19 protein-coding genes are annotated in these 20,328 nt (G+C 68.8%); 9 read left to right on the plus strand and 10 right to left on the minus strand.

What is annotated here, in order from left to right; all coding sequences use genetic code 11:
* Positions 1-16 precede the first annotated feature (16 nt).
* From ACSHT8_RS17235 to ACSHT8_RS17255, 5 genes are all read left to right on the plus strand, one after another.
* A complete protein-coding gene (locus ACSHT8_RS17235) occupies positions 17-262 on the plus strand; it encodes a phosphopantetheine-binding protein (RefSeq protein WP_436491833.1) in 246 nt (81 codons plus the stop codon).
* A gap of 131 nt (positions 263-393) precedes the next feature.
* Positions 394-648 carry a type II toxin-antitoxin system Phd/YefM family antitoxin gene (locus tag ACSHT8_RS17240; RefSeq protein WP_436491834.1) on the plus strand — a complete coding sequence of 85 codons (255 nt, stop codon included), beginning with the start codon at positions 394-396 and terminating at the stop codon, positions 646-648.
* Positions 645-1,076: a type II toxin-antitoxin system VapC family toxin gene (locus ACSHT8_RS17245; RefSeq protein WP_436491835.1), complete on the plus strand. Its 432-nt coding sequence runs from the start codon at positions 645-647 to the stop codon at positions 1,074-1,076. The genes ACSHT8_RS17240 and ACSHT8_RS17245 overlap by 4 nt, the downstream gene beginning before the upstream one ends.
* Before the next feature lie 751 nt (positions 1,077-1,827).
* Positions 1,828-2,313, plus strand: coding sequence for a hypothetical protein (locus ACSHT8_RS17250; protein ID WP_436491836.1), 486 nt, complete (start codon positions 1,828-1,830; stop codon positions 2,311-2,313).
* Entirely contained in the window at positions 2,310-3,146 is an 837-nt protein-coding gene (locus ACSHT8_RS17255; protein ID WP_436491837.1) for a putative Ig domain-containing protein, read from the plus strand. The genes ACSHT8_RS17250 and ACSHT8_RS17255 overlap by 4 nt, the downstream gene beginning before the upstream one ends.
* 147 nt (positions 3,147-3,293) lie before the next feature.
* Here the strand turns inward: ACSHT8_RS17255 and ACSHT8_RS17260 are convergent, their stop codons facing one another.
* Together ACSHT8_RS17260 and ACSHT8_RS17265 are read right to left on the minus strand one after the other, a co-directional pair.
* Positions 3,294-3,728 (minus strand): SgcJ/EcaC family oxidoreductase, encoded by a 435-nt coding sequence (locus tag ACSHT8_RS17260; RefSeq protein WP_436491838.1) that lies wholly within the window; start codon positions 3,726-3,728, stop codon positions 3,294-3,296.
* 8 nt (positions 3,729-3,736) lie between these two features.
* Positions 3,737-4,912: an acyl-CoA dehydrogenase family protein gene (locus ACSHT8_RS17265; protein WP_436491839.1), complete on the minus strand. Its 1,176-nt coding sequence runs from the start codon at positions 4,910-4,912 to the stop codon at positions 3,737-3,739.
* Between the two features lie 214 nt (positions 4,913-5,126).
* Between ACSHT8_RS17265 and ACSHT8_RS17270 the strand changes: the two genes are divergently transcribed.
* Complete coding sequence (locus tag ACSHT8_RS17270; protein ID WP_436491840.1) at positions 5,127-6,671, plus strand: 4-hydroxyphenylacetate 3-hydroxylase family protein; 1,545 nt, start codon at positions 5,127-5,129, stop codon at positions 6,669-6,671.
* Between the two features lie 288 nt (positions 6,672-6,959).
* On the opposite strand, the gene ACSHT8_RS17275 is transcribed toward ACSHT8_RS17270, so the two are convergent.
* Positions 6,960-8,141: an acyltransferase family protein gene (locus ACSHT8_RS17275; protein ID WP_436491841.1), complete on the minus strand. Its 1,182-nt coding sequence runs from the start codon at positions 8,139-8,141 to the stop codon at positions 6,960-6,962.
* A gap of 190 nt (positions 8,142-8,331) precedes the next feature.
* Here ACSHT8_RS17275 and ACSHT8_RS17280 point away from each other — a divergent pair, with 190 nt between their 5' ends.
* Positions 8,332-9,573 carry a cytochrome P450 family protein gene (locus ACSHT8_RS17280; RefSeq protein ID WP_436491842.1) on the plus strand — a complete coding sequence of 414 codons (1,242 nt, stop codon included), beginning with the start codon at positions 8,332-8,334 and terminating at the stop codon, positions 9,571-9,573.
* 39 nt (positions 9,574-9,612) lie between these two features.
* Here ACSHT8_RS17280 and ACSHT8_RS17285 read toward each other — a convergent pair whose 3' ends face one another.
* The 3 genes from ACSHT8_RS17285 to ACSHT8_RS17295 form a co-directional block, all read right to left on the minus strand.
* Positions 9,613-10,305, minus strand: coding sequence for a class F sortase (locus ACSHT8_RS17285; RefSeq protein WP_436491843.1), 693 nt, complete (start codon positions 10,303-10,305; stop codon positions 9,613-9,615).
* 5 nt (positions 10,306-10,310) lie between these two features.
* Positions 10,311-11,762 (minus strand): MSCRAMM family protein, encoded by a 1,452-nt coding sequence (locus ACSHT8_RS17290; protein ID WP_436491844.1) that lies wholly within the window; start codon positions 11,760-11,762, stop codon positions 10,311-10,313.
* Between the two features lie 223 nt (positions 11,763-11,985).
* Positions 11,986-12,432: an SRPBCC family protein gene (locus ACSHT8_RS17295; RefSeq protein WP_436491845.1), complete on the minus strand. Its 447-nt coding sequence runs from the start codon at positions 12,430-12,432 to the stop codon at positions 11,986-11,988.
* 293 nt (positions 12,433-12,725) lie between these two features.
* Here ACSHT8_RS17295 and ACSHT8_RS17300 point away from each other — a divergent pair, with 293 nt between their 5' ends.
* Positions 12,726-14,546: a S8 family serine peptidase gene (locus ACSHT8_RS17300; RefSeq protein ID WP_436491846.1), complete on the plus strand. Its 1,821-nt coding sequence runs from the start codon at positions 12,726-12,728 to the stop codon at positions 14,544-14,546.
* Between the two features lie 52 nt (positions 14,547-14,598).
* Here the strand turns inward: ACSHT8_RS17300 and ACSHT8_RS17305 are convergent, their stop codons facing one another.
* The gene (locus tag ACSHT8_RS17305; RefSeq protein WP_436491847.1) at positions 14,599-15,969 is read right to left on the minus strand and encodes an FAD-binding oxidoreductase; all 1,371 of its coding nucleotides are present in this window, start codon (positions 15,967-15,969) and stop codon (positions 14,599-14,601) included.
* A gap of 109 nt (positions 15,970-16,078) precedes the next feature.
* On the opposite strand from ACSHT8_RS17305, the gene ACSHT8_RS17310 reads away from it, so the two are divergent.
* Entirely contained in the window at positions 16,079-16,831 is a 753-nt protein-coding gene (locus ACSHT8_RS17310) for an SDR family NAD(P)-dependent oxidoreductase (protein WP_436491848.1), read from the plus strand.
* A gap of 68 nt (positions 16,832-16,899) precedes the next feature.
* Here the strand turns inward: ACSHT8_RS17310 and ACSHT8_RS17315 are convergent, their stop codons facing one another.
* From ACSHT8_RS17315 to ACSHT8_RS17325, 3 genes are read right to left on the minus strand one after another with little or no spacing between them, the layout of a single operon-like run.
* Positions 16,900-17,658, minus strand: coding sequence for a hypothetical protein (locus tag ACSHT8_RS17315; RefSeq protein WP_436491849.1), 759 nt, complete (start codon positions 17,656-17,658; stop codon positions 16,900-16,902).
* Positions 17,645-19,111, minus strand: a complete 1,467-nt coding sequence (locus tag ACSHT8_RS17320) for a VWA domain-containing protein (protein WP_436491850.1) — start codon at positions 19,109-19,111, stop codon at positions 17,645-17,647. The genes ACSHT8_RS17315 and ACSHT8_RS17320 overlap by 14 nt, the downstream gene beginning before the upstream one ends.
* Entirely contained in the window at positions 19,108-20,283 is a 1,176-nt protein-coding gene (locus tag ACSHT8_RS17325; RefSeq protein ID WP_436491851.1) for a hypothetical protein, read from the minus strand. Before ACSHT8_RS17325 ends, ACSHT8_RS17320 begins: the two co-directional genes overlap by 4 nt.
* Positions 20,284-20,328 lie beyond the last annotated feature (45 nt).

Consider the following 20,328-nt stretch of genomic DNA (forward strand, 5'->3'; position numbering starts at 1 on the left):
TGACAGGAGGTAGTCGATGAGCAACATCCGCGTGCGGGTCGAGGCGATCTGGAAGGACGTGCTGTCTGTCCAAGATGGACAGGAAGACGCCACTTTCTTCGAACTCGGCGGCGAATCGATCTCAGCGGTCCGACTGGTGTCGCGGATCGAGGACGAACTGGACGTCCTGATCGACGTCGGCGACATCTTCGAGGACGACCCCACCGTGGCCGACCTCATCGCCACCGTCACCACCAAGGCCGACGAGGCCAAGGCGGCCTGAAACCGGACGTGGCGGCGGCTCGCAGGTTCGTCCTGCGGGCCGCCGCCACGTCGTTCGCCCACACCCTCTCGATCCGCTAGACTTGTGGCCACATCGCAGGGGCAACCTGTGGCCACAGGGAAGGAGCGGACATGGAGGTCGGCATACGTGCACTGCGGGACGGGCTCAGCCGCCACCTGGCCCTGGTCAAGTCCGGAGGCACGGTGACGATCACCGACCACGGCCAGGTGATCGCCCGTATCGTCCCGGCCGAAGCACCCACGACGCTGGAGCGCCTGGTTGCCGAGGGCATCGTCCGCAAGGCGAAACGCCCGAAACGACCCGCGCCCAAACCGTTGGTCGCCAAAGGCACGGTCAGCGACCTAGTGGCTGAGCAGCGCCGTTGATCGTCTATTTCGACACGTCCGCACTGATCCCTTTGCTGGTCGATGAGCCGAGCAGCGCCCGATGCGCCCGCCTTTGGGACGAGGCCGAAGCGGTCGCCTCGACAAAGGTGCTGTACGTGGAAGCCGCGGCAGCGCTCGCACAGGCGCTACGCATGGACAGACTGACCGTCCGTACCCACCGCACGGCTCTGCGCACGCTCACCAGGCTGTGGTCCGAGATGGAGATCATCGAAGTCGATGACATCCTCGTGGGCCATGCCGCCGAGCTGGCTCTCACCTACGCACTACGTGGCTATGACGCGCTGCACTGCGCATCGGCGGCGCGGTTGGGCAGCGATGACCTCGTTGTGGCAGGTGGAGACCGCAAGCTGCTTGCGGCATGCACGTCGTTGGGTCTTGCCACCGCCGATATCAATGCCACCGTCTGACTAGGCAGCCGTTCCCAAGCCCAGCAAAGGCAGGCAAGGCGCCAGGCCCTCGATGGTGACCGGCACCGTCCGGTGCCGTTCCCACTCAGCCCTGGTCAGCACGAACCGATGGTCAACAGTCAACGCCCCCCGAACAAGGCTCTGCTGGCCCACCACACGCCCCTCCGCGAACACCTCGAAGTCCTGCGCGGCCGGGAGGTGGGGGTGACCAGGGAGGTCTCGTCCGGGTCGTCTCCCGCCGGCTCGGCTACCAACCGAACGGGACGGACCGGGTGGTGGGCACTGGCGCAACCTGAGCCGCTGGTCGCCCCAGGCGTGGTCACTGGCGGGCGGCGGTGCTGGCGTTGGCGTTCACGGGGCTCGGGGTCGACGTCAGGAACGGCATCTCGGCCGGGTTGTGGATGCCGTCGGCGCCCAGGAGTGCAAGGTCGCCCAACTCCGATGGGCTTGGCAGCCTCTCAGGCGAACTTTGGGGGGGGCGGGCTCGCCGCGCTCGCAAGGGATGCCCCGTTAGGCGCAAGGCGGCGTTCCATCCAGCGGACACCTATTGTTAAATCACGATTATCGGGAACCTGTTACCGCTGGTCACAGCGATGTTATGACCAGATGGGATAGGTACAGACCTTTCCGCTCAGGTGTTATTCGGGCATCCGGTTCACCCACCGCAGGTGATCAGTGGCACGGCGTGAGGGCACCTGTCCACCAGCGGGCGAGGGATCGGTAATACCCCTGCACACCTTGAGGGACCCTCATGGCACGTGTGTTATCCCGACGGCGGGCTAAAGCCATCGCCGTCAGTGTCGCCCTGGTGCACGCACAGGCCCTGCCGACCGCCGAGTCCCCCATCCGCCTGGTCACCGGCGAGTTCCTGCCGAGTGCGCTGCCGAAGCTCGGCCTCGACGCCAAGTACCTGGCGGCGAGCGAGCGCGGCAGCTACCTCGTCCAGTTCGCCGGACCCGTCCGCGAGGAGTGGAAGGCCGGGCTGACCGCGATCGGCGCGACGATCGTCGAGTACATCCCCGACAACGCGTTCAAGGTCCGGATGAACCCGGGCCAGGCGAACCGCGCGGGCAAGCTCGTGGGCGTCCATTGGGTCGGCCGCTTCCAGGCCGCCTGGAAGGTCACCAAGGACGCCAAGGCCCAGATCGACGAGGGCAAGGCGGGCATCTACACCGTGCGCGCCGAGCGCGGTGTCGACGTCGCCGCGGTGCGCCGCGCGGCCGAGGCGACGGCGTGAACGACAACGATTCCATCGGCGCGCCCGCCACGGGCAAGAACGTCCTGACCGTGGGCGCCTCGGAGAACGGCAAGCTGCAGTCGCCGTGTGACGCGTCGCTGACCTACCTTCCGCAGACCGCGAAGGAGCAGGCGACGTTCAACAACCGGTCGTGCCGCGACGTCGGCGGCCAGAACATCATCCCGACCTGGGGTGACTGGTGGCCGGACCGCTACCCGGCCGAGCCGATCAAGTCCGACTCGCAGACCGGCAACCCGCAGCAGGTGACGGCGTTCTCCAGCCGCGGCCCGACAGACGACGGCCGGATCAAGCCCGACGTCGTCGCGCCGGGTTCGTGGATCCTGTCCGGCTACTCGGAAAGGTTCCAGCAGCAGCTCACCTACGCCGCGGCGGGCCTGCCCGCGGGCCTGACCATCGGCGCGGCCAACGGTCTGATCTCGGGCACCCCCACCACCGCGGGGACCTCGAACGTGACGATCACGGTGACCGACGGCCGCGGCGGCAGCGGCACCGCGGCGTTCATGTGGACCATCACCACGACGTCGCAGCCCACCCAGCTGCTGGCCAACCCCGGCTTCGAGTCCGGCAACACCGGCTGGAGCGGCAGCACCTCCGGGGTCATCACCAACACCACGAGCCGCCCCACCCACGGCGGCACTTGGTGGGCGTCCTTCGGCGGCAACGGAAGGACGTCGACGGAGAACCTGTACCAGCAGGTGACCATCCCCGCCTCCGTCCCTGGAGGTTCTCAGCTCCTCCGGCACCGTGCTGGGCACCCTCGGCACGCTGTCGAACCTGAACAAGGGCACGTCGTACGTCCAGAAGACGTATGACCTGTCGGCCTACAAGGGCCGGAGGACTCGTCGCTGCAGACGACCTTCGCCGTCGACGACGCGGCGCTGACCGTGTCGTAGTCCTCTTAGGACAGCTGATGCCCACCCCCGCCTTGTCCGGGGGTGGGCATCAGTGTCGAAAGGGGGTTACGCGGCGGACTTCTCCGTCTTCACGCCCTCGACCGCATCGCGCGGGCTGTTCTGGTAGGCGGCCAGCTTCCACTCGCCGTCGACCTTCACGACCACCCAGGCCGCGCGGATGGCCGCCGAGTCGGCGACCTCGGACTCGCCCGCGTCCAGGACACCACCCTGGGACAGCAGGATCGCCGCGTCGCGGCCCAGCGGGCGCATGTCGACCGGCTTGCCGGTGACCTGCGTTCCCTTGTAGACACCGGCGAACGCCTTCTCCATGTACGCCTGGATCTCGGCCTTGCCCTTCTTGAACAGGCCGGGCAGCACCATCGTGCCGTCCTCGGTGAACACGCCCGCGAAGGTCTCGGCGTCGGCGTAGGCCCACGACGAGATGACCTTCTGGGTCAGCGTGGCGATGGCGACCTTGTCTGCGTCGGTCAGCTGAGTCATCACAATCCCTAGATGTAGAGGGTGTTGGGCTCGAGGCCGCACAGCACCCGGCCGTACAGCTCCGCGTTGGTGTTGGGGTGCATCAGCGCGTGCAGGTTGACCGCCTGGATGTCGCGGGAGAAGCGCTGGATCGGGATGTCGGTGTAGATCGACGACCCGCCGCTGGCGGTCGCCAGGATGTCGACGGCCTCCTTGGTCAGCTTGATGACCTGGCCCATGTCGGCGCGCGCCCTGGCCCGCTCCTCCAGCTTCCACTCCTCACCGGAGGCGGCCTTGCCGTCGACGAGGTCGGCGAGCCGCAGCGCGTGGAACTCGGCGGCGTCGATCTTCATCGTGGCGTCGGCGACCTGCAGGTGGGTGATGGGCGCGTCCCGCTGGCTCTCGTAGCCGGTGTAGGTGATCTTGCGGTTGGGCAGGCGGTGCAGGAACGCGTCGCGCGCGCCCTTGCCGATGCCGACGATCGTGCCCACCGACGACGCCGCGGCGACCGGCATCAGCGGCGAGAGGTAGATCGAGCCCGCCTCGTTACGCTGCGAGGCGCCCTGGCCCTGCAGGACCGCGGGCAGCGGCAGCACCCGGTCCTGCGGGATGAACAGGTCCTTGGCGACGGTGCTGACGCTGCCGGTGCCCTTGAGGCCGAAGGTGTGCCAGTCGTCGACGATCAGCAAGTCGCTGATCGGCACCAGGGCCATGATCGGGTACGGCTCGCCCTCCGGCGGCACGTAGATCGCGATGATCTCCTGCCACGTGGAGTGGTGGGCGCCGGAGATGAACTGCCACTTGCCGTTGACGACGACCCCACCCTCGGCGGGCGCGGCCATCGCCGACGGGCTCAGCGTGCCGCACACCCGGGTGTCGGCGTCGTCGAACACCTCGTCCTGCACGTGGTCGGGGAAGTGGCAGGCCATCCAGCCGGGGATCGAGTACACGCCCAGCACCCACGCGGTGGAGCCGCAGGCGCGGCCGAGCTCGGCGCCCACCTCGACCAGGGTGCGGGTGTCGGCCTCGTAGCCGCCGTAGCGCTTGGGCCTGCGCAGCTTGAAGAACCCGGCCTCGCGGAGCCCCTCCACCACGTCCTCGTGCAGGCGCCGGTTGTCCTCGGCCCAGCCCGCGTGCTTGCGCAGCAGCGGAGCGAGGGCGGTAGCCCGGGCGACGAGCTCCTCCCTGCTCGGGATCTCGGTCATGGCCTTGTCCTCCTACGGTTCACGGGTATGCGGCCGCCACGGAGAACCGTCTCACCCAGGTCAGCAGGCAGGCACCTTCCGTACTGCTTAATGGCATTGCGCGGTAATGGAGTTCCGCATTAACAGAGAAGGCTGACCCGCGCCCGGCTGCCAGGATCGAAGTCTCAGCGCACGCCCGTTTGCCCGCTGCGGCCGCGAAAAGAGGGACAGTCCGGTGACCGACCACACGACCCGTCCGCTGACCGGCGACGAATACGTCGAAAGCCTGCGCGACGACCGCGAGATCTACATCTACGGCGAGCGCGTCAAGGACGTCACGACGCACCCGGCGTTCCACAACCCGATCCGGATGACCGCGCGCCTCTACGACGCGCTGCACGACCCCGCGCACCGCGACGTGCTGACCTGCCCGACCGACACCGGCAGCGACGGCTACACCCACCGGTTCTTCACCACGCCGCACAGCGCCGAAGACCTTGTCGCCCACCAGAAGGCGATCGCGGCGTGGTCGCGGCTCAGCTACGGCTGGATGGGCCGCACCCCCGACTACAAGGCCGCGTTCCTGGGCACCCTCGGCGCCAACGCCGAGTTCTACGAGCCGTTCGCCGACAACGCGCGCCGCTGGTACAAGGAGTCGCAGGAGAAGGTCCTGTTCTGGAACCACGCGATCGTGCACCCCCCGGTCGACCGGAACCTGCCGCCCGACCAGGTCGCGGACGTGTTCGTGCACGTGGAGAAGGAAACCGACGCGGGCCTTATCGTCAGCGGCGCCAAGGTCGTGGCGACTGGGTCGGCGCTGACGCACTACAACTTCATCGCGCATTACGGGCTGCCGATCAAGGACAAGAAGTTCGCCCTGGTGGCGACTGTGCCGATGGGCGCGGCCGGGATGAAGCTGATCTGTCGTCCGTCGTACACGGCGCAGGCGGCGGTGATGGGGAGTCCGTTCGACTATCCGCTGTCGTCGCGGATGGATGAGAACGACACGATCCTGGTGCTGGACAAGGTGTTGATCCCGTGGGAGAACGTGTTCATCTACGGGCATCTCGGCAAGGTGCAGCTGTTCACCGGTCGGTCTGGCTTCCCTGAGCGGTTCACGTTCCATGGGTGCACGCGGCTGGCGGTGAAGCTGGAGTTCATCGCTGGGCTGTTGGCGAAGGCTGTGGAGATCACGGGGACGAAGGATTTCCGGGGGGTGCAGAGCCGGATCGGTGAGGTTCTGGCTTGGCGCAACCTGTTCTGGGGGCTTTCGGATGCCGCTGCCCGCAATCCGGTGCCGTGGGTGAATGGGGCGGTGCTGCCGAATCCGGATTACGGGATGGCCTACCGCTGGTTCATGCAGATCGGATACCCGCGGGTCAAGGAGATCATCGAGCAGGACATCGCCAGTGGGCTGATCTACTTGAACTCGAGTGCGGAGGACTTCAAGAACCCCGAGATCCGGCCGTATCTGGACAAGTACGTGCGCGGGTCCAATGGGGTCGAGGCGGTTGACCGGGTCAAGGTGATGAAGTTGCTGTGGGACGCCGTGGGCACCGAGTTCGGTGGGCGGCATGAGCTGTACGAGCGGAACTACGCGGGCAACCATGAGGCCACGCGGGTGGAGCTCTACAGTTCCCAACTGGCCAACGGTCAGATCGACGGGTACAAGGCGTTCGTCGACCAGTGTTTGAGTGAGTACGACCTGGATGGGTGGACCGTGCCTGATCTTTCGGACTTTGCTGATCTTCGGCAGTTCCGGGATGGGCTCAACGGCTGATCACCGCGGACTAGGCCGCAGGACTTCGGTCCTGCGGCCTTGCTGCGTTCGGGGGCGTGCTGGGGGCTCTGGGTAGCCTGCTTGCTCTGCGGGTGCCTGTTTGGGTGGTTCGCGTTGTGGGGCTGCGGTTGCGTAGGGCTTGAGCTGCGACAACAACAACCAAGTCGCACCCCGCGCCTGAGCGGCATCGGGTGGAACTGGGCGATCGCACCCCAGGGCCAGCCGTCAGCAGGCCGGCCCGTCAGTAGGCCGGCCCGTCAGTAGGCCGGCCCGTCGGTAGGCCAGCCCTCAGCCCGCGAGCCGATCAGGCATCGACGCAGGCGGAACCGGCGGCTTCGCAGGCATCGGAATGACCTTCGCCAAAGCCGCCCGCCGGGAACTCCCAAACCGCCGCATCAACGGCCGCTCCACCAAGAAGTACAACCCACTGGACAGCAACACAGTGACCCCGGCCAACAGCAGCAGGATCCCAAGCGCGGCCGGAGTACTCCACGTCGTCCCCAACAGCCGATGCCCGTAATCAAGCACCAACCAGTGCAACAGATAGAACGCGAACGTGATCTCCCCCAGAAACACCATCACCCGACTGGAGAACACGCTCGGCTTCGCATCAACCTCAGCCGTCGCCAGGGCCACCAGGATCAACCCGATAGGCGCCACCGTCGTAGCCGCGATCCGAAACGCCCCGGGGAAGAACGGCGTCAACGCATAGAACGCGATGCCCACCGCCACAGTCCCCCCAACGCTCAACGGCAACCGCAACCCCGACTGCACAACGCGCGCGAGCACCATCCCCAGCACGAACTCCAACATCCGCACCGGCGGGAACACCCCCACGAACCAGTGCTGCCAGATGGTCAACTCCAACCCCGGCACCACCCCCGGAGCAGCCAACGCCGCAGGCGGCGGAATCACCCCAGCCAGCGCAGGCATCAACCACACCGCCGCCACCAGCCCACCAGCGGTCAGCCACAACGCGCGCACAGGAATCCGCCGCACCAGCATCATCACGAACGGGAACGACAGATAGAACAGCAGCTCGCACGACAGCGACCAGCTGATCAGGTTCCCCCGGAACGCGACCGACAGGTCCGGCACGAACGAGTGCAGCAGCGCGAAGTTGACCACCGACCCGAATCCGACGGCCGTCCCCAGCACAAGCGCCCCGAGCAGGAACGCCGCCGCGGTCGTCACCAGGTGGTTCGGGAAGACCTTCACCAACCGCCGCCGCCAGAAGCCGGGCACGGTGTCGGAGGCCCGAGCCGACCACGCCAGAACAAAGCCGCTGAGCACAAAGAAGAAGACGACACACGGGAATCCGCCGGGGGCGATGACCGCGCCCAGTAAGCCGGCGGTCTCCGCGGAGGAGAAGAAACCCCCGTACAGGATCGCGTGGTAGAGGAAAACGGTCATGACGGCGAGGAACCGGGTGCCGGTCAGCGACGTCAGTCTTGCCTGGTTCGCGGACATCGAAAATCCTCCGCACGCTGGGGTTTTCTCCCGACCATGACGTGCGGGGCCTGCCCGTGCATCCTCCGGCATGCGCTTCTCCCAGAATGCGGCGGGAAGACGCGGCAATACGGGATAGTACGACTGGCCTATTCGGACCCTAGCCTGGTGCGTAATCACACTTCGCCATCGACGTCTTAGGAGCCTTCCGATGGAGAAACGCTGTCCCGCACTGGATACCACTGGTCGGAATATCCACGCCGAGGCAGCCGCGCTGCGGGCGCTCGGTCCGGCCACCCAGGTCGAGCTTCCCGGCGGCGTCGTGGTCTGGTCGGTGACCAGCCACGCCGTCATCAAGGACATGCTGTCCAACCCGAAGGTGACCAAGAGCGCGCGCAACCACTGGCCCGCCTTCTACAACGGCGAACTCAACCCCAGCTGGGAGATGATCAGCTGGGTCGCCATGGACAACGTGTCGACGTCGTTCGGCAAGGACCACCTGCGGCTGCGCAGGCTCATCGGCAAGGCGTTCACCCCGCGCCGGACCGAGGCCGTGCGGCCGCTTGTCGTGGGCCTCACCAACATGCTGCTCGACGGCCTGGCCGCCACCCCGCAGGGCGAGGTCGTCGACCTCAAGGAGCGGTTCTGCTACCCGCTGCCCGGCATGCTCGTCGCCGAGCTGATCGGGATGGGTGAGCAGCAGCGGGCCGCGACGGCGAAGGTGATCGACATGATGGTCGACACCACGGTCACCCCCGAGGTCGCGCAGAGCATCCTGCTGGGCTGGCGCGGCGCCATGGCCGACCTGATCGCCGAGAAGCGGGCCAACCCCGGCGAGGACATCACCAGCGACCTCATCGCCGCGCGCGACGAGGACGGGTCGCGGCTCACCGAGCAGGAACTCGCGGACACGATCTTCGCCATCCTCGGCGCGGGCTCGGAGACCACGATCAACTTCTTCGACAACGCCGTCACCGAGCTGCTCACCCACCCCGAGCAGCTGGAACTGGTGCTGTCCGGCCAGAACTCGTGGGACGACGTCATCGACGAGATCCTGCGCGTCCAGTCCCCGCTGGCCAGCCTGCCCCTGCGCTACGCGGCCGAGGACATCGAGTTGGACGGCCTCACCATCCCCAAGGGCGACCCGATCCTGATCAACTACGCCGCCGTCGGCCGCGACCCCGCCCTGCACGCCGAGTGCCCGGAGGACTTCGACATCCAGCGGGAGAGCAAGGAGAACCTGTCGTTCGGCCACGGCCCGCACTACTGCCTCGGCGCGGGCATCGCCAGGCTGGTCGCCAACATCGGCCTGTCGACCCTGTTCGAGCGCTTCCCCGACCTGAGCCTGGCCGTGGACCGCGACGAACTGGTCCCGATGCCCACGTTCATCATGAACGGCCACCGCACCCTCCCCGTGCACCTGCACGCGGTGGCCGCACGCCAGGTCGCCTGACACACCGCCGGGGGCGTGGCTCGGCCGCGCCCCCGCGGGTCAGGCGGGAACCGCGATCACCACGCGGTTCGACTCGTAGCCGGAGGAGCCGCCGACCCAGCGGCCGCCGCAGGTCACCAGGACCAGGCGGTGGGTGCCGGTCTGGCCGAAGAACTCCTCGGCGCGGGCGGGCAGGTCGTTCTTGGCCACCGTCTCCACCCGTTCGACGCGGAAGCGCCATGACTTCCCCGCCGGGTCCACAATGGACGTGACGTCACCGATCTTGGACTCCCACAGCTCGGCGAACGGGCCCGTGCGCCCACGCCAGTTGACGTGGCCCGCGAGGACCGTGGCGCCCTTGCCCGCGTCGAGGGCTGCGCCCCACCAGGTCGCCTCGGACAGGCTGTCGGGGACGGGCAGGCTCGCGTCGGGGCCGAGTTCGCGCCGGACGAGCGTGGCCTGGCCGCCGCGGGCCAGTCGGACCGTGCCGGGGCTCTGCGCGGCGACGGGCTTCGGCGGGGCCACGGTCGGCGCGGACGAGGGCGGCGGAGCAACAGTGGTGGAGGGCGGCGGAGCCTGAGTGGGTGGCGCCGCCACGGGCACCACCGCACCGGCCACGTCGAGCGCGGACTGCGGCGGGTCACCGGCCGCGGCGGCTTGGCCGGAGACCACCACCGGCCCGCCGAAGGTCACCGCCGCGACCGCGGTCAGCACCACCGCGGCCGCCGCGGCCATCGGGAGGGGCCGAGGCATTCCCGTCAGCGCTCCCAGTCCTTGCGCATCCCGCGACCGACCACGAGCTTCGGCATCCGGCGCCGCGCCACGGCGAACGAGCCGCCCGCCACCAGCAGCACCAGCGCGCCGAGGCCGACGAGCAGGCCGGTCGACGGGCCGGAACTCGCCACCGCGGCCGTCGCGACCGCGGGGCCGTCACCGGCCGGGATCGTCTTGGGCACCGTCGGCACGTTCGGCTTGTTGACCAGCTTGAGCGCCAAGGTCTCCCCCGGCTTCACCGTCCCGCACGCCGACGGCGGCGCGGCCGGGTCGAAGGCCTGCTCGTACCCGGCGGGCGCGGCGACCTCGATGACGCAGATGTCCTGCGGGGTCTTCAGGTCGGGCACCTTCACGGTCCCGTCGGCGCCGGTCACGACCACCGTGGGCTTGCCGTCGGCGCCGACCAGCGGCTTGCCGTCCTGGCCGACCGCGGGCGCGACCTTGTCGGCCCCGGTGATCCGCAGCGACACCCCGGCGATCCCGGCGCCGGTCTTCTCGTCGATCTTCGCCACCGACACCGCCCCCGGCGCGGTGACCGCGGTCGTGGCCTCGGCGCCGGTCAGGGTCTTCTCGCCGCCGGTGCTGACGACACGCTGGGTGTCGACCTGCACCGCGGACCGCACGACGGGGCGGTCGGCCGGGCTGGCCAGCGACACCGCGAGCTTCGGGTTCGGGCCGGTCGGCGTCACGTTGACCGTCGCGGGTCCGCCGTCGACCGGGGTGGTCACCGTCAGCGTCGGGCGGCCTTCGGCGGTGGCGTCGGTCAGCGTCAGCGCGACCGCGACGCCCGCGACGCCCTTGCCCGCGGCGTTGTTGACCTGGACGGTCCACGCGTCGGGGGTGTCGATGATCTGCGGCTTGGTCGGCTTGGTGATCTTGACCGTCCATGGGCCGTGGTTGGCCGTGGCGTCGGCCTTGAGCTTGTCGACCGCGGCCTTCGCCGACGCGGGCAGTTTGGCGAAGTGGCCCGCCTCGTCGTAGGCGATCGTGCGGAAGGTGTTGGTGGGCGCGAGCTGGTCGGGCGTCTGCGGCGCGGCCGTCCACGAGTGCAGCAGGTGGGCCAGCGCGGCGGCCTCGTCGGCGCTCGTCGTGCTGGTGTAGCGCAGCAGCAGGTAGGAGATGTCGGCGGCCACGGTCGGCGCGAGTTCGGTGCCCCACTTGGTCTTCAGCGGCTCACCGGGCTGGTATTGCTCGTCGGTGTCCGGCGCCAGATAGGCGTAGCTGACGCACCACACGTGCTGGCCGCCCACGACGTAGGAGCCGAGCCAGTCGCTGGTGTCGGGGTTGCCCTTGTACGGCTGTGCGGGCGAGACCGAGTGTCCGATGCCGTGCTGTGGCGCCGCGATCGCGGCGGGCGCGGTGGCGACGAGCGCGACGGCCGTCATGGCCAGACCCGCCGTCGCCGCGATCAGCCGAGCGGGAAGAGAACTGCCCATGGTGTTAGTCGCCCCATCGAAGTCGGCGTCACAAGGATCCCGTGCGAGCCTTGCGGGTTCTCCGGGCGAGCCGCAATCCGCCTCCGGGGCGACTCCGATCGGCGGATGCGTTGACCCAGCGGAGAAATCCCGAGGTCCAGACCACGCGTTACGGTTCAGATGGCGTAACCCTTGTGCGGTCGGGCACAGATCGAGATCACGCAGAGTGCGGCGGTGGCCCAGCTCACTCGGCGAGCAGCTTGGCGAGCCGCTCGAAGCTCTGCGCCCAGCCCGCCTCGGACTGCTCGCGGATCTCCGCCGAGGTCACCATGACGATGTCGAGGCCGAGATCGGTGCCGCCCGGCGCGTCGGCGAAGGTGACCAGCCCGTCGACCGAGCGCATCTGCGGCAGGCACGGCGTCGGCTCGGTGAACCGCAACCGCTCCTGCTCGGCGACCTCGGTGAAGCGCGAGTCCATCGGCACCTCCATGCCGTACTCGGCCACCACCATGGTCAGCTTGAAAGTGCCGCCGGTGTGCGGGTCCAACTCGATCGACGACACCGGGACCTGGACCCCGTCCGGGCCCCACCACTGGCTGACCTGCTCCGGCTCGGTCCAGGCCCGCCACACTCGGTCGCGGGGCGCGTCGAACCGGTGGGACAGGACGACGCGCTGCTCGGAGAAGGTCATCTTCCACTCCCGTTGCTCGCCTACGCTGGTCGGTTCGAGCGTAAGTGCCGAGTCCGGGACTGTCATATCGAAACGGTGACGGTACCCCGCTGACCAGGCCGGAGACCATGGCCAAACCGGACAATGTGGGTTATCGGACGCATTCCCAGACGTTTTCACTGAATGTGAATCGCCAATTCAGTGAAATGCTTGCCCAATACTGTGAATCAATCACACAATCCTTGCACCGCTTGACGCGTTGTCCTGCACGACGTGCGCGTTCGGCGGTACCCCTGCGAACAAGGAGTATCCGCATGCGAGGGAAGTTCCGTGCCCCCGCCGCAAAGCTGGCTGGTCTGGGTCTGGCGGTCGCCGCGGCGACCGCAGGCCTGATGACGCCCGCCCAAGCGGCCGAAGGCAACATTCTGGGCGCCGAGAAGAGCAACGCCATCGAGGGCAGCTACCTGGTGGTGCTCAAGGACAGCGCGGCCGCACGCGGCGTCGACTCGCCCACCGAGTCGCTCGCCCGCAAGTACGGCGGCCAGGTCAAGCACACCTACCGCACCGCGCTGAAGGGCTTCGCGGTCAACCTGTCGGAGGCCCAGGCCCGCAAGCTGGCCGCCGACCCCGCCGTCCAGTACGTCTCGCAGGACGTCACCGGCCAGATCGATGCCGTGGCGTCCTGGGGGATCGACCGCGTCGACCAGCCGAGCCTGCCGCTCAACAGCACCTACACCGCGCCGAACTCCGGCTCCGGTGTCCACGCCTACATCATCGACACCGGCATCCTCCCGACCCACACCGACTTCGGTGGCCGGGCGACGTGGGACTACAACGCCATCGACACGAACAACACCGACTGCCACGGCCACGGCACCCACGTCGCGGGCACCATCGGCGGCGCGACCTATGGTCTGGCGAGGTCTGCGCGGCTGCACGGCGTCAAGGCGTTCAACTGCAACGGCGGCGGCAACCTGACCGCCACCGTCGCCGCGATCGACTGGGTGACCGCGAACGCGCAGAAGCCCGCTGTGGCGAACATGAGCTTCCACTTCGAGGACCCGTCGGTCGCCACCGCCACGCAGAACATGATCAACTCCGGGGTCACCGCCGCGGTCGCCGCGGGCAACGACTACGGCGCCAACGCCTGCAACGTCACCCCGGCCAAGGTCGCCGCCGCGCTGACCATCGGCTCGACGGCCAGCAACGACGCCAAGTCCGACTTCTCCAACATCGGCAGCTGCGTCGACCTGTTCGCCCCCGGCTCCAGCATCATCTCGGCGGGCACCAGCAGCAACACCGCCTCGCGCACCATGTCGGGCACCTCGATGGCCACCCCGCACGTCGCGGGCGCCGTCGCGCTGTACCTGTCGGCCAACCCGAGCGCGACCACCGCGCAGGTGCACAGCGCGATCGTCGACAACGCGGTCACCGGCAAGCTGACCAGCATCGGCACCGGCTCCCCGAACCGCCTGCTGCAGGTCCAGTGGATCGGCGGCGGCACCCCCGGCGGCGTGACCGTGGCGAACCCGGGCAGCAAGACCGGCACGGTCGGCACGGCTCTGACTGTCACCAACAGCGCTTCGGGTGGCACGGCGCCGTACTCGTGGTCGGCCACCGGCCTGCCCGCGGGTCTGTCGATCAACGCCACGAACGGCACGATCTCGGGTACCCCCACCACGGCGGGCACCTCGAACGTCACCGTCACGGCGACCGACAGCTCCAGCCCGGCCAAGTCGGGTAGCGCGTCGTTCAGCATCACCATCAACCCGACCGGCGGCACCTGCGCGGCGCAGACCAACGGCACCGACGTGTCGATCCCGGACTCCCCGGGAGCGGCCGTGACCAGCACCATCACGCTGTCGGGCTGCACGGGCAACGCCTCGGCCACCTCGAAGGTCGAGGTGCACATCAAGCACACCTGGCGCGGTGACCTGGTCATCGACCTCGTGGCGCCGGATGGCACCGCCTACCGCCTGAAGAACTCCAGCAGCAGCGACAGCGCCGACAACGTGGACACGACCTACACGGTCAACCTGTCCTCCGAGGTCCGCAACGGTGCCTGGAAGCTCAAGGTCCAGGACGTCGCCCGCTACGACGTCGGCAACATCGACACCTGGACGCTGACGGTCTAGGCCGATGACTGAGGGCCACCTCCGCAGGGGCGGAGGTGGCCCTCAGTCGTTTCTACAGCGCGGTGGTGTTCTTCATGACGTCGCCGCGGAAGAGGCCCTTCGGGTCGAGGCGAGCGCGGACGGCGTCGACTCGGGCGACGGCCTCCGGGGTCAGATGGCCCTGGGGCTGGTCCGGGCTCTCGATGAACGTCGGTGCCGTTTTGCCGCTGTCCCAAGGGGAAAGCGCGGCGCGGGCGAGTTCGAGGTGGTCGTGGATGACGGCCGAGACATCGGCGTCCAGCGGGATTCCCGCGCCGGAGTAGAGGTAGGGCGCGGGCAGGTGGTCGAGGGCGCCGCCGTTCGGTGCCGGTTCGGCGAGTTTGCCGCCGAGCTGCCGCAGACCCGCCATGACCAGCGGGGAATCCGAGCCGAACACGCGGACGAACTCGTCGATCGCGTCGTCGCCCAATCCGGTGAGCAGGAAGTGGTCGCCCTGTGCGGGGACGGGTTCGTCGGGGTCCATATGGGTGGCGAGGACTTCCTGCGGGGTCGTCAGGTGCCAGGTGTCCATCACAGGTTCGGCGACCGCACGCAGGGGCGCCAGGAGGTCGTCGGCCTGGGCGAGGGCCTGGGCGTCGTCACCGGTGGCGAGCACGACGCCGTCGACGCAGATCATCGTGCCGCCCGTGAGGATCTCGGGGACGCCGGGGAACGGGGGCAGGTTCAGCACCCGGAACGACGTGGACACCTCGGTGGGCGCGTCCTGGCACCACTTGTCCCACAGCGAAAGCAGCGTCCGCGCGTGCTCGCCCGGCCAGAACGCGGTGCCGGTGACCACAGTGGACGCCGGGAACAGGTCGACCTCGACCGCGGTGACCACGCCGAAGCCGCCACCGCCGCCGCGCAGCGCCCAGAACAGCTCGGGTTCGTTGTCGGCGTCGGTCCAGACGAGGTCTCCGTCGGGGGTGACCAGTTCGATGCCGCGCACGTGGTTCGACGCGAGGCCGGTGTGCCTGCCGTAGAAGCTGATGCCGCCGCGCAGGAGGTAGCCGACGACGCCGACGGTGGCCGCGGAGCCGTGCGGGGCGGCCAGGCCGTGCGCGGAGGTGGCCTCCACGACGGCCTTCCACTGCGTCCCTGCGGGAATCCGGGCGACGCGGCGGTCGGGGTCGACCTCGACGACACCACCCAGCTCGGTGCGGATGAGGACCGAGCCCGCCATGGACTTGGCGCTGCCGGACGAGTGTCCCGTGGTCTGCACGCGCACGGCGAGGCCCGCGGACTTGGCGTAGGTGATGCCCGCCCGGATCTGGCCGACGGTCCGCGCGGTGAGCGCGGCGGCCGGGGTCACCGGCGCGGCGAGGTTGAACACGTGGGTCGCCGCGACATAGGCCGGGTCCCCGGGAAGGGCGATGCTCGCGTCCCGCTCGTCGAAGCTGGTCATACCCAGCAGCCTCCTACCGGGCGGCTGAGCACGACATCTCCGATCATGCCGGATTCCGCCGCATTCCCAGAGATGCGGCGGGTTCCACGCGGGTGTGACCCTGAGCGCCATGAGCGAATTCGACGGCAAGAGCGTGTTGATCACTGGCGGCGGCAGCGGCATCGGCCTTGCCACCGCCCGGCGACTGGTGGACGCGGGCGCCCGCGTCGCCATCGCGGGCCGCGACGGCGACCGCCTGGAGGCGGCGGCCAAGGAGCTGGACGCGGGTGAGCGGGTCATCGCCGTTCAGGCTGACGTGGCTCGCGTCGGCGAACTGGACGGGCTGATCGGCGAGATCCAGTCGAAGTTCGGCAGCCTCGACGGTGTGTTCGCGAACGCGGGCGTCGGGTTGAACGCGCGGACGGCGGACATCACCGAGGCCGACTTCGACTCGGTGGTCGGGACGAACTTCAAGGGTGCTTTCTTCACCGTGCAGAAGGCCCTGCCGATCCTGAACGACGGCGCGTCGATCGTGTTCAACGCCTCGTGGCTGGTGCACCGCGGCATGGGCATGGGCTCGCTGTACGCGGCCAGCAAGGCGGCTGTGCTGAACCTGGCCCGGACGTTGGCTCCGGACCTGGCTGAGCGCGGGATCCGGGTCAACACGGTGACCCCCGGCCACATCAAGACCGAGATGTTCGACGCGGTCACCGGAAACGACCAGGTGCGGGAGTTCTTCCGCGGCCAGGTCGCCATCGGCCGCCTCGGCGATCCTTCTGACATCGCTGACGCGGTGCTGTACCTGCTGTCGGCGCGGTCCTCGTACATCACCGGCCAGGAGCTGGTGGTCGACGGCGGTCTCGTGGGATCGGTGCCGAGCTAGGTCCGTGTGGGTGCCTGTTTGGGCGATTCGCGTTGCGGGGCTGCGGTTTGGTGAGGCTTGAGCTGCGCTTACCTGAAGATCGCGATCGGGTGCACGGTCAGCGTGCGGGTCTCCGAGTCCCATTCCTGCACCTGCCCCAGGCACCGCGCTGGGAACTCCGCCGCGGGAACCGTCACCCCGCTCAACCCCTTCGCCGCGCACCGCAGCACCACCTCGTCGGCGGAGTCCCCCAGTGGCGCCTGGAACACCGCCGTCTCCTTGCTCTTCTCGACCAGCCGGAACCGCCCCCGCAGCGACACGAACGAGCCGAGTTCCCGAGGCCGCACCCAAAGGGGTGTGGCCTCGTCCTCGATGTCCAGTGTCTTCGTCAGGGCCCGGTTCGACACCACGTCCCGCTTGCGCAGGTCCACGTAGATGATGTCGTCGGCGTCCTCCAGGACATCGATGATGAGGCCGATGACCGTGATGGCGTCGTTGTTCTCGATGTAGCGACGGAAGACCTCACTGTTGTTGGTCCCCTTCTTGCCGACCTTCACCGCCGACACCTCGGCGCTCACGGCGGTCTCGTCGGCCTCGCTGATGCGTTCCTCGACTTCCTGGGTGAGGGCCGCACGATATTTCCCGCCGAACTGGCGGTACAGGCGGAGTACGAACTGTTCGTCGAGGTAGAAGCTCACGCCGTGGCCGGTGGGCGTCGCGGGGGTTCGGGCGCGGCGCCAGTGGCGCAGGGCGATTGTGACGGCGGTGGCGACGAGGGCGATCTCGGTGAACCACAGCAGCAACCATGGCCACCAGATCTGTAACCACGCCGCGTCAAATACAGCCACGGATCTCCTTCAGGGCTTCGGGGAGTGAGGCCGCGGCCTCGACCAGCGCGCCGCCGGTTCTGCTGGCCACTGTGGACAGTTCGACCAGGTCGGCTTCGCCGAGGCGGAGCGCGTAGAGGCGGGTCGTGGTGGCGCGGGTCGGGAAGCGGGCCAGGAACTCGGCCGCGGACTCACCCGCGGTGGTCAAGCCGTCGGTCATCAGCACGATCACGGCTGGGCGCTGGAGGGTCGCGGCCAGGTCGTACGCGTGTTCCACCGTGGACCAGATCGCGGTGGCGCCGTCGAAGGAGTCGACGCCGACGAAGTCGCGGGCGGCGGCCAGGTCGGCGGGGTCGGTGCCGAACTCCTGCTCCGCCAGCACTTTCCCGCCGAACCGGATCACGGTGAAGCGCTCGCCCTTGGCGAAGCGGGCGAACGTGGGGGCGCCCGCGCCGGTTAGGTCGGCGAACGCGGTGCGCAGGCCGTCGATGCGGTCGCCGCGCATGGAGCCGGAGAAGTCGAGCAGGAAGATCACGTGCCCGGGGACGCGGGTGGTGGCGTAGTTGGCCAGCAGGCGGTCGATCACCTCTGACTGGTCCGGGAAGTACAGCGCCGTGCCGGTGTCGCCGAAGTGCTTGGGGCGCACTACATCGGGGTTGATCGGCCTGCGGAACGTGGTGTCCATGATCCGCTGCTGCACGGGCGCGCTGCGCAGCCACTCGACGACTTTGTCGTAGGCTGCGCGCTTGTCCTGGTCGAGCAGGACCAGTGGGTACTCCGACTGCACGACGCCGTCCGCGGGGTAGATGATCTCCAGCGGTTCGGCGAGCGCCCCGCCCGCGTTGAGCGCCATGATCACCGACTCGTGCGCGACGATCCCCTCAAGCTCGCCTTGGTGCGCGGCGTATTCGTCGTCGGTGCGGGTGTTCCCGACGTGGAAGCCCCGCAGCCGGTCGCACTGGACGTCCTCCAGTCGCAGCGCGCGCCCGGTCCCGGCCGCCGCCGTCGCCACCCCGACGAGCGCCACGAGGCCGCTGCCGCTGCGCAGCGGGTCGGCCATGGCGAAGCGCAAGCCGCCCGCGGCGGCCCGGTCGGCGATGGTCGCCCAGGTGACCGGGCCGCGCGAGCGCAGCTCGGCGGCCACCCCGCGCTTCACCCCGACGACCACCGGCGACAGCATCGTCCGCGTGCTCAGCGGCTTGGGCGCGGCGCTCTTCGCGAGCTTGAGCTGGAGGTATCGGTCGGACGACAGCCACGCCGCGTCGTGTCCTGGCGGGAGTTCGGCGGCCGAAGCCGTCAGGTCGAGGTCGAGGGTGACCCCGGTGTCGCGGGTCAGGTCAGCCAGCAGCGGACGCAGGTCGGCGAGTTCCGGGCTGGCCGCGACGCGCAGGGTCACCGGAGCAGGCCCGACGAGGGAACACGAGGCGGCGAGCAGGGCGAGCACCGGGACCAGGCGCGCCAACCGGCTCGTCACCGCGCGCAACCGCCGACCTCGGTGACCATCTGGTCCTGGTAGACCCAGTCCATGGGGACCGCCTCGGTCTCGTCCGCGCGGGTCATCGGGTTGGGGATCCGCCGCTCCGCCAGGAACGCGGCGAGACCCCGGCTGGAGAACGTGCCTTCCCGGTCGAGGACGCGGAACCCGAGTTCCATCGCGCGGCGTTTGAACTCCGGCCGTTCGGCCACCAGGTGCCCGAGACGGTCACCGTCGTCGGTGAACGTGATCAGTGCGGGCTTCGCGTAGACCGACGTGTCCGGGTAGAGCAGCACCCGGTCCCGGTCGACAGGCAGGCCATTGTCGGCCCGCCTGATCTGCCAGGCGAGGTACTGGTGTTCGTACATCACGATGATCGGCGCGATCCGCCGTCCCTCGTCGACGAAGTAGTTCTCGGTCGGCGCGGCGGACTCCAGGCCCTGTGACCGGTACAGGTCCCTGACCCGCTTGGCGAATGCCGAGGTCTGCTCGGTCGACGTCGGGATGCGCCCGTGCTCGGTCTGCGACAGCAGGGCGAGGTAGGCGCCCGCGCCGTAGGACGTGCACAGCTCCGAGGTCTGCGCGAGGACGACGTTGCCGTTGGTGAAGCCGTGCCCGCCGATGTTCAGGTCGTTCCAGGTCTGGCCGGTGCGGGTGAGCTTCACGAACTCGACCATGTTCAGCTTGAAGTAGAGCCCGTCGGAGTCGGGGTAGGGCGTGGCCACACCCCGGTCGACGAGCGCCGACGCGTACTCGCGATAAGTCGCGAGGACGACCGGGGTGATGAACGGCTTGAAGTGGTTCTTGAACGGGTTGTTCTTGGTGATCAGCGCGGCGACGGCCTGGCCGGACGGGAACTGGAAGTCCAGCCCCGCGTTGCTGCTGGTCGCGGCCTCGCGGGAGCCGACGTGGCTGACCTCGACGCGCATGTGGTGGCGCAGCAGGAGGTCCTTGACGACGGGGTCGTCGAAGTAGTCGGCCTTCGAGCCCATCTTCGCCTTCATGACCACCAACTGTTGGGCGGGCAGGGCGAGCGTGCCGGAGACGAGCAGCACGACGAACCCGATGACCGCCAGCGACGCGACCGGCCCGAACGACCGGAGGAAGCGTCGCCGCAGGTAGAACGGCCGCGGTGCTCTGCGCACGGCGAGTAGCGGCTCGTCGGCAGTCATCCCAGGCTCCCCCGAACGATCTTCCCCGTCACAGCCTGAGTCGGG

This window comes from Actinokineospora sp. HUAS TT18 (assembly GCF_051364635.1).
GTDB lineage: Bacteria > Actinomycetota > Actinomycetes > Mycobacteriales > Pseudonocardiaceae > Actinokineospora.